Below are 12,757 nucleotides of genomic sequence, written 5' to 3'. Positions count from 1 at the left end.
CGATCGGCGCGTCGGGCTGCCGGATCCTGGTGACGCTGCTGCACGAGATGGCCAAGCGCGACGCGAAGCGCGGGCTGGCGTCGCTGTGCATCGGCGGCGGGATGGGCGTCGCGCTCGCGGTCGAGCGCGCCTGAGCGGGGTCTGACGATTCGTCCCGCGTGCGGCGCCGGCCGGCGCCGCGCGTGGGTGAAGCGGTTTTCGCGCACGACAAGCAGTCAAGAACAAGCGCGAGGTGCCGGTGCGTGCTGCGTCCGCGACGCGGGCGGCTGCGCATCGAAGCGGTGGGGCGGCAGCATGTGTGATGCCGTCGCCCCGCCTTCATCGATTACTTTTTTGTCGGTAATTTATAGGATGACTAAGCGAATTGCAGTTGTGACTGGTGGAATGGGCGGCCTCGGCGAAGCGGTCAGCATCAGGTTGAACGACGCGGGCCACCGGGTAGTCGTCACGTATTCGCCGAACAACACCGGCGCGGACCGCTGGCTGACCGAGATGCATGCGGCCGGCCGCGAGTTCCACGCGTATCCGGTGGACGTGGCCGATCACGATTCGTGCCAGCAATGCATCGAGAAGATCGCCCGGGATGTTGGCCCGGTCGACATTCTCGTGAACAACGCGGGCATCACGCGCGACATGACACTGCGCAAGCTCGACAAGGTCAACTGGGATGCGGTGATCCGCACGAACCTCGATTCCGTGTTCAACATGACGAAGCCGGTCTGCGAAAGCATGATCGAGCGCGGCTGGGGCCGCATCGTCAACATCTCGTCGGTGAACGGCTCGAAGGGTTCGGTCGGCCAGACCAACTACGCGGCCGCGAAGGCCGGCATGCACGGCTTCACGAAATCGCTCGCGCTCGAGATCGCGCGCAAGGGCGTGACGGTGAACACGGTGTCGCCGGGCTACCTCGCGACGAAGATGGTCACGGCGATCCCGCAGGACATCCTCGACTCGAAGATCCTCCCGCAGATTCCGGCGGGCCGGCTCGGCAAGCCCGAGGAAGTCGCGGCGCTGGTCGCTTACCTGTGCTCGGAGGAGGCCGGCTTCGTGACGGGCTCCAACATCGCGATCAACGGCGGCCAGCACATGCACTGACGCGCGGCGGCCCGGACGGCGTGCACGCACGTGCCGGGCCGTGATTCGCTGGTTCCAAGTGCCGCAGCGGTGCAGGTGTGCCAATGCGGCCCCGCATTCCGGAGAAGGCATGAGCGACACCTGGATGGGACTCGCGATCGGCGGCGCGGCACTGGCCGTCGCGCTGACGATGGCGATCTCGCTCTACTGGCTCGAGCGGCGCCGTGCGCGGCTGCTGCGGAACTTCGATCATCGCGATTGCTGGCTCGTCGCGTACGGCAAGTGCTTCGCGCGCGTGCGGGCAAGGCCGGCGCGCCGCATGCGCGGCGCGCGTTGACGGCGGCGACATGGCGGCAGTCACGTATCACCGTTGAGAGCGGTCACGCATCGCGCGCATGCCACCGGCGATGCGCGCGATGCCCGTGCTCAATCGCTCTTTTCGCTTTTTCCACCCGACTCGCCCGAGTCGTTCTTGTGGAAGATCCGCTTCGTCGTGCGCTTGGTGGCGTCCCAGCCTTCGCGCGACACGTGTGCGACCCCGTGCCCGACCGCCTTCGCGGCGCTTGCGGTCGCGTGGCCGAAGCTGCGGGCCGCCTCGCCGGTCTTGTGCGCGGCTTCCTTCGAATCGCGCTTGATGTCCTGCTTCACTTCCGACATGTCTGCGTGCGCGATCGGGCTGATCAGCGCCAGAACGAGCGCGGTGCCAATGAACTGACGAACTTTCACGACCTGGTTTCCTTCCGTTGGGTAAGCCTCGTCATCGAGGATTCGCATGGCCGGCGGGTGCCGGCCGAAACGTGCCGGGTGCCGATGCGTCGAGCATCACCGCGGCGCGGCCGGACAGCAGCACGCGCTCGCCGCAGCGCAGCGCGAAGCCGTACAGCACCGAGCGGGCGTCGCCGCTCACGCGTTCCGCCTCGACGACGAGCGGCTGCGCGAACGTGTCGAGCCGGTCGACGAACGCGTCGACGTTGCGCACGCTCGCCAGATAACCGACGCGCGGACGCGCTTCCTGCGCACCGAGCAGCGCGCCGTGCACGGCCATCGCCTGCGCCGCGTATTCGATTCCGCAGACGGATGCGAGCCGACCGTGCGAGCGCAGCGGGTTGTGCGGATCGCGGTGGCTCGTCGCGGTGCAGCGGATGCGGGCGGCATCCCACGCATCGACCGTATCGAGCAGGCACATCGCGCCGTCGTGCGGAATGTGCGCGGCGATCCACGTGTGGTCGAGCGGCGGCGCGAGCGGGATCGTCGTGGTCATCACGCGCGCTCCGCGAACGTATCCGGCATCGCGACATCGACCTGCACGCGGGTATCGGCCAGGTAGTCGAGCACGACGCGCGTCGAACGCCGCGCGGCGAGCGCCTCGAGCAGCGGCAGCACGCGCGCTGCCGGATTGCCGGCGCGCAGCACGTCGAGTTCAGCATGCGCGAGCGTCGTCGCGGGTGCGTCGGTGAGTTGCACGTCGATGCGGGCGAGCACGCGTTCGCTTGCTTCCGGCGCGAGCACGAGTGCCACGCCGAACGCGTCGCCGATCGGCCGCACCGCGCGCAGCGGTTCCGGATAGTCGGTGTCGTACACGATCAACAGGGTCGGCACGTGATCGACCACGACCTGGCACAGGCTTTCGAGCAGGCCCGCGGCGAAGCTGCCGTCGTGCGCGCAGAGCACGTTCGACGTCGCCATCGCGCGGGTCGCGATGCTCCAGTAGCCGGCTGGCGCGTTGTGCACGGAGTTGTGGAAGCGCGTCGGCGACAGCTGGCGATCGTCGCCGGCCAGCGTTTCGCAGATCGCGTGGCAATTCTGGCCGTCGCCGCCCGATGCGCTGAACACGGTCGCGAGCGCCGCGGCGTCGCGACCGCTTGCGGCCACAGCTTCGTGGCCGGCCGCGAGCGCCACGCGCACGACGGGACCCGTGCGGCGCCGCTCGGCAGACGGCAGGCCGGCCGGCGGCGGCAGCTCGGTGCGGGCCGGCGCATATGGCGCGCGTCCCGCGAGCACGTCGGCCGCGTGCGGCCAGTCGTTCAATCCGGGCCCGACGAGGCCGATGCTTTCGATGAAGGCGGTCAGTGTCATGGCGGGCCTCAACGGCGTGCGTGGTCGGCGCGGCCGAGGATCAGGCTGCAATTCGTGCCGCCGAAGCCGAACGAATTGGAGAGGACGGCGCGCACGCGCGCATCGCGGCTCGCGAGCACGTAGTCGGCGACGAGTGCCGGGTCGGGTTGCGTCGTGTTGACGCCGGCCGGCACGAACTGCTCGCGCAGCGCGAGCGCGGTGACGACCGCCTCCAGCGCGCCCGCCGCGCCGAGCGTATGGCCGGTCGCGCCCTTCGTCGAGCTGTACGGCGTGCTGGCGAACAGCGCGCCGATCGCGCGGCTTTCGGCCGCGTCGTTGCTGGGCGTCGCGGTGCCGTGCAGGTTCACGTAGTCGATGTCGTTCGCGCCAAGGCCGGCGGACGCGAGCGCCAGCTCGATGGCGACGCGTGCGCCGAGCCCGTCCGGATGCGGCGACGACATGTGATGCGCGTCGCTCGATTCGCCGATGCCGAGCAGCAGGATCGCATCGGCATCGAGCGTGGCGGGCGGGTCGGGCACGCGTTCGACGAGCGCGAACGCGGCGGCCTCGCCGATCGAGATGCCGTCGCGCGCGACGTCGAACGGTCGGCACGGCCGGCGCGACAGCAGTTCGAGCGAATTGAAGCCGTACAGCGTCGTCAGGCACAGCGAATCGACGCCGCCGACGACGGCCGCATCGATCAATCCCGCCTCGATCATGCGGCGCGCGGAGCCGAACACCTTCGCGCCGGACGAGCATGCGGACGAGATCGCCATCGCCGGCCCGCGCAGCGCGAAAAACGCGCGCACGAACGCGGCCGGCGAATACGGGTTGTGCGTGTGGGCGTAGCGGAAGTCGGCGGGCAGCGCGCCGCTCGCCGGATCGCGGCGCTGGTATGCGTGCTCGGTCTCGAGGATGCCGGCCGTGCTCGTGCCGACGAACACGCCGACGCGCGCCGCGCCATGGCGCGCCACGGCCGCCGCGACGCGTGCGTCGAAGCCGTCCTGCATGAGGCCGAGCTGTGCGAGGCGGTTGTTGCGGCACTCGAAATCGGCGAGGTCGGCACGCACGGGCTGCGCATCGACGCCGTCCACCGCGCCGATCCACGTGTCGAGATCCGCCCGCTCGAAGTCGCAGGGCGTGAGCCCGCCGCGCGCGTGGCGCAGCGCATCGAGGGTCGCGTCGAGGCCGCGGCCGATGCAGCTGGTGGCGGTGAAGTGCGAGAGCAGGAGAGGTTTCACGAGGGTCGCATCCGGTGGCCGGAACGGGCGCCGCAGCGGGGCTGGCAGGCGAGTCGTTCGAGGTCAGATTTTATCAAACGGGGTTGCCGGAACGCCCGGCTGGCCGGGCGGTTCGGGCGCAAGCGCCGCACGCAGCGTGGTCCACGGCAGCTGCGCGTCGGCGGCCGCGCGCAGTACCGCTTGCAACACGTCGAGCACGACCGGTTCGCCGCGCGCGTCGCGCGCCGCGTGGCCGTCGTGCACGAGCAGGATGTCGCGCGGCGCGAGACCGTGCAGCAGGCGGCGCGTGACGGTCGCGGCATCGCGTGCGCGCGTGTCGAAGCCGCGCCGCGTCCAGCTCGCAAGCTGCAGGCCGAGTTCGCACAGCACGGGTTCGAGAAACGGATTGCGCAGGCCGGCCGGCGCGCGGAAGAACAGCGGGCGCGTACCGGCGATCTCGGTCAGCGTCTCTTGCGCGGCCGCGATCTCGCGCCGCAGCGCGGCGGGCCCCGACAGCGAGAACGTGTGCCGGTGCCGCTGGCTGTGATTCTCGATCGTGTGACCGCGCGCGACGATCGCCTCGACCCAGCGCGGATGACGGCGCGCGAGATCGCCGATGCAGAAGAACGTCGCGCGCGCGTCGTAACGGTCGAGCAGGTCGAGCACGCGCGGCGTGACGTCCGGGTCCGGGCCGTCGTCGATCGTCAATGCGATCCGGCGGCCGGCACCGGGCGGCAGGCGCGTCCAGTTCGGCCCGAGCAGCGTGCTGCGCGGCCACAGGCCGGCGGCGGTCAGCACGAGATGCGACGCGACCACACCGCCGACCGCCCACGGCCACGCGGCCGGCTGCGCGACGACGGCTGCTGCCGCGCCCGCATGCAGCGCGGCAGTGCCCGCGATCAGCGGCGTGGGCTTCCAGCGGCGCGCATCGCCGGGCGGTCGCGACGGAACGGACGACGGTGCATTCATGCGCGGCTTCCTTGCTGACGGTTGCCGGCTGCGGCCGTGCGCGGCGCGAGAATCGCCGCGAACGCGAGCGCGAGCATCGCGCCCGGGCCGACGGTCAGCCCGAAGGTTTCGAGCAGCGGCACGCGCGACAGCGCCAGCAGCCCGAAGCCGGCGACCGTCGCGAGGTTCGCGATCAGCAGCGACACGAGCGTGTGGGGCGTGACGGGCTGCGCGTCGTCGCGCTTGCAGAAGAACAGCGCGTAGTTCGAGCCGACCGCCACGATCAGCAGCATCCCGACCAGATGCAGGATCGTCAGTTGCACGCCGGCGAGCGCGAAGCCGGCCGTCACGACCAGCACGGCCGCGACGAGCGGTGCGAGCGCGCGCATGACACGGCGCGGCGAGCGTAGTGCGATCAGCAGCAGCACGGTGATCGCGACAAAACCCGCGAGCGACAGCCGGATGTCCTCGTGCACATAGCTCACGTACAGGCGATCGGCTTCGGCCTTCATGTCGACGAACAGCGCATCGGGCACGCCCGCGCGCGCGACGGCCGCGCGAATCGGCGTTGCATCGAGACTCGATGCCGGTTGCGCGGTGCGGGCGGCATCCGGCGCGCGCAGCGGCAGCATCGCGCTCCAGCGGCCGTCACGTTCGGTCAGCAGCGCATCGACGGCGAGCGCCATCGACGTGCCGCGCAGGTCCGCGTGCGTCAGCAGCGGCGCGTGGCGAGCGGCCTCGACGTCGGCGATGAACGGCGCGAACAGGTCGGGCTTGACCGATATCGGCTGGTTCGCGACGGCGTCGCGCATCCGCGCGGCGAGCACGTCGGCATCCGGCAGGCTCGCCAGGCGCGCGCGCTGCGCCGCGTCGCTCGGCAGGTAGCGCGCGGGGCTTTCGAAACCCGCGAGCGTGCCCTGGTCGACGAGCGGCTGCAATTGCGCGGCGACCTGTTCAGCGCGTTCGAGCGCGGCCTGTTCGGTCGGCGCGGCAATTACGACGAGGAAGCGCACGTCGGGCGCACCGACGTCGGCGCGCAGGCGTGCGTCGAGCGCCTGCGCTTGCGCCGGCACGGGGCTGAGCGCGGCGAGCTCGCGGCTCCACAGGCCGTCGCGATGCAGCACGAGCGTCGCGCCCGCGGCGATCACCAGCACGGCGAGCGGCCAGCGCAGCCGCGGCGCGGCGTCGGCCGCGCGCGCGAGCACGGCGCCGACGCGCGACACGTCGCGGATCGCGACATGCTCGCCGCGCAGGTGCGGCAGCACGAAGCGCGTGACGAGCGCGGCGGCCGTCAGTCCGACGATCGAATACAGCCCGAGTTGCACGAGGCCCGGGAACCCGGAGAACAGCATCGACGCGAAACCGCACACGGACGTCAGCACGCCGAGCCGGATCGTCGGCCAGTACGCGGCGACCCATGCGCGCGTCGCATCGCCCGGGCGTACCGTGCCGCGCGTGCCGCCCTGCGCCGATTGCACGAACAGGTAGATCGAATAGTCGACGGCTTCGCCGATCAGCGTCGTACCGAAGCCGAGCGTCAGCCCGTGGACCGTGCCGAACACGACGCTGACCGCCGCGATTCCCGCAGCGACGCCCGTCAGCACCGGCAGCAAGCCGAGCGCGAGCGTGCGCGGCGAGCGGTACAGCGTCAGCAGCAGCGCGACGATCAGCACGACGCTCGCCGTCGACAGCCGTTCGACGTCGTGCCGGATCGTGTCGCGCGTGTCGACCGAGAACACGCCGGGGCCCGTCATCGCGAGCGTGGCCGCGGCGGCGTTCGGCACGGCCTGCTTTGCGGCGGCGAACGCGCGGCGCACCGTGTCGATCGCGCGGGCCTGGGCGTCGGTAGCGGAACCGGCGGCGGCCGTCTGCACGACGAGCACCGCGCGCGTGCCGTCGCGCGATGCCCACACGCCGTCGCGGCTCGCCGGTTCCGCCGCGCTGTCGAGCTGGTCGACGAGCGTGGCGACTTCGCCGGTCGGGTCGCGCGGCAGCATCGCCTTGGCCACGAGGCCGGCCGACGAGCTCAGCAGGTCGAGGCTGTCGCCGAGCGCCAGGTGCAGGCCGGCGGTGCTGAAGTGCTGCGGCGTGACGGCCGGGCTCAGCAGGTAACGGTGATCGAAGATGAACTGCCGGTCGCGGGCGTCGTTCGCGGCTTCGCCGTTGTGCACGGCCGCGAATTGCGGTTCGGTGCGCAGTGCGCCGGCAACGCGCCGCGACAGTGCGGCGCGCGTGGCCGCATCGCCGCCGTCGATCGCGACGAGGATCAGCCGTGACACGATGCCGTCGCGCAACTGGTCGACGAGCACGCGCTGCCCGGCGCTCGGCGAACTCGGCAGGAATGCGGACAGGTCGGCCGTGAAGTGCGCGCGCCCGATCGCGACGCCGCACGCGAGCAGCGCGAGCAGCCACACGAGCACCGCGCGCTGCCGCAGCGCGTGCAGGCGGCGGGCGACCGGCGACGAAGGGGGCCGGGTGCGCTCGTCCATCAGTTCGGGTTCGCCGGAACGGGTTGCAGGCGCATCACCGAACGGTCGCCGTCGGCCTGCCGGATCGCGACACTGCGCAACAGGTCGCGCGAGCCGTCGAGCGTGATCGTGCTGACGACCTTCAGCATCCGCGAGTCGAGCGGCGTGAGCGTCAGTGTCCAGTCGTCGCCGCGCCCGGCGAGTGCGACCTTGTAGACCTGCTCGAGCGCGAAGCGGTTGCCGGCGAGCGTCGCGCGGATGCTGTCGATGAACGCGCCGAGTTCCGGATAGCGTGCGAGCGCGAGCGTGTACTTGTGGTTGTTGCGCTCGACGGTGAGCATGTCGCCGTCGACGACGAGGTGTTCGGGCTTCGGGCTCAGCGTGTGCTTCTCGAGATGGTCGGGCGCGACGAACACGAGTTCGCCGGACGACTCGACCGGCTGCGTCGCGATCGACAGGTACTTCGTCTCGGTGAACGTCGCACGCCCCGACTTGTGCTGCGCGAGCGTCGACATCAGCCGGTCGAGAGTCCACGCCGGCGTGGTGTCGGCCGCCTGCGCGGGCGTGGCGGCCAGCACGATCGCGGCGGTGCTGGCAGCGATGGCGGCGGCCAGCGTGCGGACGGCGCGAAGCAGCGCGGGCGTGAGCGTGGGCAGGCAGCGGCGAGCAGCGGTCATGCGTCGGAATCCCTCGTGGCGGACAGGCCGGCACCGGCGCTCGCGGCGTCGCGGCGCGCGGTCGCGGCATCGCCGCCGTGCCAGAAATCGAAATAGTTGAACCAGTTGTACGGTGCCTCGCGACAGTGCTTGTCGAGCAGCGCGACGTAGCGCGCGAGTGCCGCGTCGACGGCCGCCGCGCGCGCGTCGCGCCGCACGTCGGAGAAATCGGCGAGCGTTTCGAAGTGCACATCGTAGCGGTTGCCGTCGCGATAGAGGCCCGTCATGAAGATCACCGGGCGCCGCAGCATCGCGGCCATGTAGAGCGGCCCGAGCGGGAACGCGGCCGGCGCGCCGAGCAGCGGCAGCCGCCGCAGCGACGCGGCCGCGTCGTCGAGCAGCGTGCGGTCGGCGAGCATGCCGACCATGCAGTTCGCGTCGAGGCGCTCGCGCACCTTCAGCATCGAGTCGACCTGCCCGAGCGGAATCACTTCCGGCTGCGCGGCGGGATTCACCGCGGCGAGCGTCGCGTTGATCTTGCGCGCGTTCTTCTCGTACATCGTCACGACGACGCGCAGGTCCGGGTGCGTGCGGCCGATTGCGCGCACGACCTCGAAGCTGCCGAGATGCGCGCCCATCAGGAACGCGCCGCGTCCGCCCGCGAGCGCGTCATCGACGAGCGTTTCGCCGTGCAGCCGGATGTCGAACAGGTCGAAGCGCCCGTTCATCAGGTAGATGCGATCGTGGATCGTTGCCGCGAACGTGAACACGTGCCGGTATACGTCGCGCCAGCGCGCGGGGCGGCCGAGCACGCGGCGCAGGTAGTCGCGCGACGCCGCGCACGCGACCGGCGAAAACAGCACGAAATACGTCGCGATCAGGTGCAGCACGACGCGCGCGCGCTGCCGGCCGAAGCGCAGCGAGATCCACGTCATCGCGCGCAGCAAGCCCGCATTGCTGCGCTCCTGGCGTTCGGCCCACGCGGTGGTGCGCTTCATGGCTGCGCGCCATCCTGCATGGCCGGCGGCGCGGACAGCACGCCGCTCGCGACCTCGCGCGACCCGGCACGCAGCGTGAAGCGGATCGCGCCGCTGGGCGCGGCGTCGTACGCGAGATCGAGCGGTTCGCCCGGCGCGACCGGGCTCAGGAATTTCGCGGACCCGAGCCGCCACGCGTGCAGCGGGCGCTTCAGCGCCGTGCCGAGCGCATGGATCGCGTGATCGAGCAGCACGACGCCCGGCACGACCGGATGGTCGGGGAAGTGGCCGGGTAGTGCCGGGTGATCGACGGGAATCGTGAACTCGAGCACGGGTGTGCTGGCCGTATCGGGCACTGGCACTGGCACTGGCACTGGCACGGCCGCCGCGCGCGCATGCTGCGCAACGAGTGCGGCGAGCACGTCGCGCGGCAGCTTGCCGGTTTCGTTGCGCGGCAGCGCATCGACGAACACGAGCGGGCGCGGCATGAACGCGGGATCGATCCGCTCGCGCAGCGCGCGCTGCAGATCGGCTGCCGCGAGCGTTGGTGCGACAACTAGCGCGACGAGGCGCGTGACCGGTTCGAGGCCCGCGTCGGCGTGCGCAGGCGCGGCTTCGTCGGGCATGAAGAACACGCCGTCGATCACCTGCGGAATCGCATTGAGCTGATGGTTCAGGTACGCGAGCGACGTGCGCTTGCCGGCGATGTTGACGAGGTCGGCCTTGCGGCCGTGCAGCAGGAACCGGCCGTCGCCGAGCGGTTCGAGCGCATCGCCCATCGGCACGGGCGCCTCGACGTGCCCGCCCGATACCCAGATCGTCGGCTCGCCGTCGTCACTTTCCGGTTCGTCGCGCGCGTCGAGCCGGATATCCGGGAACAGCTCCCACGTCGCGCCTTGCGACGTGCGACGGGTGGCGATCTGGCCGGTTTCGGTGCTGCCGTAGATCTCGACGAGCGGCGCGTCGAGCGCGGCCTCGGCTTCGCACGCGAGCTTTTCCGACAGCGGCGCGGTGGCCGACAGCACGAGCGCCGCGCGCGGCAGCGCATGGCCGGCCGCCAGCAGCGCCCGCAGGTGGATCGGCGACGTGACGAGCACGCGCGGCTGCGGGATCGCGTCGAGTTCGTCGCGAATGTCGACCGGGTAGAACGGCTGGCGGTTGCTGAACGCGAGGCCGCCGATCAGCGCGAGCAGCACCGTCGACTCGAAGCCGTACATGTGCTGCGCAGGCACCGTGCCGATCAGCGTGGCCGCGCGGCCGTCGAGCAGCCCGAGGCGGTCGGCCGCCGCGCGCACGCAGCCGACCAGGAAGCCCCAGGTCTTGCGGTGCGGCACCGGCGCGCCGGTCGAGCCGGACGTGAATACGTAGGCCATGATCCGCGCCGCATCGATCTGCGGTACGGCGAACGGCGCGTCGTTCGCAAGCTCGCCGGGGGCGGCATCGGGGTACGCGAAGCGCGGCAGGTCGATCATGCAGTCGGGCGCGTCGTGCAGGCAGAACGCGTCGGGCGCGAACGAGGCGAGCTGGCGGACCATTTCCGGGGTGTGCGTCGACGGCAGCAGGCTGACCTTGCCGGCAACGAGCGCGGCGCACAGGCTGACCGCGAAGCGGTAGCGGTCGCGGCACACGTTGAACACGTGCGCGCCCGCGGGCAGCGCGGCGGCCACGCGCACGACGTCGGCGACGAACGCGCGCACGGTGACGGGCGCGCCGTCGCGCCAGGCGATCGTCTGGTCCGGCGACGAATGGAAAACCAGCGGGTGAGTCGGCATAAAACGGTCTAAACAGGAGCGAAAGCCGGCGCGGCCGCGTTGCGGCGGCGCCGGCCGTGAATTCATCGTGACGCCTGCGAGGCGTGTGTCGTCGCGCGATACGCGCGCACCGCATCGACCATGCGCGGCCGCGGTTCGTGCGGCAGTGCGAAGCGTCGGCACGCATGCTCGGCCGCGAACATCACGGCGACGAGCGGCAGCGACAGGTAGTTCGCGAACGTCGACCACGTGACGATCGGTGCGGTCGCGAACAGCAGCGTCGACACGGCGGCGATCGCGACGAAGAACAGCGTCCACGCAAGCGTGATCTGCCGCGTGTAGTGCGCGACGGCCGGCGTGATCGTGCCGTGAATCATCGTCGCGAAACGCGTGCACAGCGGCACCTTGCCGGCCGCGAGCGTGCGGCCGAACAGCAGCGCCATCGCGAGGTTGAAACTTGCGTGTTCCAGGTACAGGCCCCATTCGAAATGCCGGGCGAGCGGCGCGCGCGCGGCCCACAGTGCGGCGGCGACCAGCAGCCACGCCGGCACGAACCCGATGCGATGCGGCGAGCGCAGTGCCGCGCCGAGCGCGAGCAGCAGCGGCGGCACGAGCGCCATCGCGAGGCCGAAGCCGTGCGCGCCGGGCGTCGCGGCCGCGTAGTGCGCGCCGGCCTGGTACGCCGCGACGGCGCCGACCGCGGCGACGCCGCGTGCGACAGGCAGCAGCCGGCTCATCGGCGGCCTCCACACGCATGGCGCGGGTACCCGCTACCGGCAGCCGGGCAGCAGCGGGCGGAGAGGCGAACCGGAACGGAGCGGAAGGGCGGGTGCGGCATGACTGGCGACATCGGGCGGATCGTGGCCGGACGCGAGGGTCGGGCCGTCAAACATCATATGAATGGCGGCCGGGACGCAGGTCCGGGCCGGTGGTCGGGCACGCTCATTTTAGGGCCGCGGCACCGCGTGTTCGGGGCGGGCGCGAACGGCTTTTGTAACCGATTGTATGGCGCCGGACGAACGGTTTCTCGGGGTCGGTCCATTTCCTTCCAAAGCGGCTCAAGCGTCTGGTGCATTCGGGTCCCGCAACGGGCCGCGGCGCCGGCCCGCCAGTCTGTAACCATTGGCGGTATACGGCCCGATACCCGTTCGTCTAGAATCCGCGTAACTTTTACAAACGATCCCCAAATAACGCAGGCGGGGAAGCCGGCAGACGCCGGAGGGACGGAGATTTGCACGCGCCGGGCGTGCATGGCGATTGCCGTTTCCGGGCGCCTTCCGCTGCCACGGGCCGCCTGCCCGCACGCATGATGAACGCACTGGAACAAGAGCTCGCTACGCTGATCATCGGCGAACTGAATCTCGAAGACGTCCCGCTCGAAACAGTGACGGCCGACACCCCGCTGTATGGCGAGGGGTTCGGGCTCGACTCCATCGACATCCTGGAAATCGCACTGCTGATCTCGAAGAAGTACGGCTTCGAGCTGCGTTCGGACAATCCGGACAACCAGAAGATCTTCGCGACGCTCGGTGCACTGGCTGGGTACGTCGCCGCGCACCGCACGAAGTGACGGCGGCGCGCAGATGATGACGGCAGGCGGCCGCGATC

The 12,757-nt window shown here is 70.9% G+C and carries 13 protein-coding genes and 1 pseudogene; 4 read left to right on the top strand and 10 right to left on the bottom strand.

Annotated features, from left to right (window positions below; all coding sequences use genetic code 11):
• From HAV18_RS30865 to HAV18_RS30855, 3 genes and pseudogenes are all read left to right on the top strand, one after another.
• Positions 1-134: pseudogene (locus HAV18_RS30865) on the top strand (acetyl-CoA C-acetyltransferase); the annotation flags it as partial.
• A 217-nt stretch (positions 135-351) separates the two neighbouring features.
• Positions 352-1,095 (top strand): acetoacetyl-CoA reductase, encoded by a 744-nt coding sequence (phbB, locus tag HAV18_RS30860; RefSeq protein WP_166963646.1) that lies wholly within the window; start codon positions 352-354, stop codon positions 1,093-1,095.
• Between the two features lie 109 nt (positions 1,096-1,204).
• The gene (locus tag HAV18_RS30855; protein ID WP_166963644.1) at positions 1,205-1,411 is read left to right on the top strand and encodes a hypothetical protein; all 207 of its coding nucleotides are present in this window, start codon (positions 1,205-1,207) and stop codon (positions 1,409-1,411) included.
• A gap of 89 nt (positions 1,412-1,500) precedes the next feature.
• On the opposite strand, the gene HAV18_RS30850 is transcribed toward HAV18_RS30855, so the two are convergent.
• The 10 genes from HAV18_RS30850 to HAV18_RS30805 all read right to left on the bottom strand — a co-directional run bounded on the left by HAV18_RS30850 (position 1,501) and on the right by HAV18_RS30805 (position 11,886).
• Entirely contained in the window at positions 1,501-1,848 is a 348-nt protein-coding gene (locus HAV18_RS30850; RefSeq protein ID WP_166963642.1) for a hypothetical protein, read from the bottom strand.
• The gene (locus HAV18_RS30845) at positions 1,832-2,335 is read right to left on the bottom strand and encodes a hotdog family protein (RefSeq protein ID WP_166963640.1); all 504 of its coding nucleotides are present in this window, start codon (positions 2,333-2,335) and stop codon (positions 1,832-1,834) included. The genes HAV18_RS30850 and HAV18_RS30845 overlap by 17 nt, the downstream gene beginning before the upstream one ends.
• The gene (locus HAV18_RS30840) at positions 2,335-3,150 is read right to left on the bottom strand and encodes a beta-ketoacyl synthase chain length factor (protein WP_166963638.1); all 816 of its coding nucleotides are present in this window, start codon (positions 3,148-3,150) and stop codon (positions 2,335-2,337) included. The genes HAV18_RS30845 and HAV18_RS30840 overlap by 1 nt, the downstream gene beginning before the upstream one ends.
• A gap of 8 nt (positions 3,151-3,158) precedes the next feature.
• Positions 3,159-4,370, bottom strand: coding sequence for a beta-ketoacyl-[acyl-carrier-protein] synthase family protein (locus tag HAV18_RS30835; protein ID WP_166963636.1), 1,212 nt, complete (start codon positions 4,368-4,370; stop codon positions 3,159-3,161).
• A 63-nt stretch (positions 4,371-4,433) separates the two neighbouring features.
• A complete protein-coding gene (locus HAV18_RS30830; RefSeq protein ID WP_166963634.1) occupies positions 4,434-5,318 on the bottom strand; it encodes a polysaccharide deacetylase family protein in 885 nt (294 codons plus the stop codon).
• The gene (locus HAV18_RS30825; RefSeq protein WP_166963632.1) at positions 5,315-7,786 is read right to left on the bottom strand and encodes an MMPL family transporter; all 2,472 of its coding nucleotides are present in this window, start codon (positions 7,784-7,786) and stop codon (positions 5,315-5,317) included. Before HAV18_RS30825 ends, HAV18_RS30830 begins: the two co-directional genes overlap by 4 nt.
• Entirely contained in the window at positions 7,786-8,442 is a 657-nt protein-coding gene (locus tag HAV18_RS30820) for an outer membrane lipoprotein carrier protein LolA (RefSeq protein WP_166963630.1), read from the bottom strand. The genes HAV18_RS30825 and HAV18_RS30820 overlap by 1 nt, the downstream gene beginning before the upstream one ends.
• On the bottom strand, positions 8,439-9,419 hold the full coding sequence (locus HAV18_RS30815) for an acyl-CoA synthetase (protein ID WP_166963628.1): 981 nt from the start codon (positions 9,417-9,419) through the stop codon (positions 8,439-8,441). Before HAV18_RS30815 ends, HAV18_RS30820 begins: the two co-directional genes overlap by 4 nt.
• Positions 9,416-11,170 carry an acyl-CoA synthetase family protein gene (locus HAV18_RS30810; RefSeq protein ID WP_166963626.1) on the bottom strand — a complete coding sequence of 585 codons (1,755 nt, stop codon included), beginning with the start codon at positions 11,168-11,170 and terminating at the stop codon, positions 9,416-9,418. Before HAV18_RS30810 ends, HAV18_RS30815 begins: the two co-directional genes overlap by 4 nt.
• Positions 11,171-11,232: 62 nt before the next feature.
• A complete protein-coding gene (locus HAV18_RS30805) occupies positions 11,233-11,886 on the bottom strand; it encodes a hypothetical protein (RefSeq protein WP_166963624.1) in 654 nt (217 codons plus the stop codon).
• Positions 11,887-12,458: 572 nt separating this feature from the next.
• Between HAV18_RS30805 and HAV18_RS30800 the strand changes: the two genes are divergently transcribed.
• Positions 12,459-12,719: a phosphopantetheine-binding protein gene (locus HAV18_RS30800; protein ID WP_166963622.1), complete on the top strand. Its 261-nt coding sequence runs from the start codon at positions 12,459-12,461 to the stop codon at positions 12,717-12,719.
• Positions 12,720-12,757: the final 38 nt, after the last annotated feature.

The organism is Burkholderia sp. D-99 (assembly GCF_011605345.1).
Lineage (GTDB): Bacteria > Pseudomonadota > Gammaproteobacteria > Burkholderiales > Burkholderiaceae > Burkholderia.
Note: the sequence above shows the minus strand (reverse complement) of the source record. Positions and strands in the feature narration are given on the sequence as shown.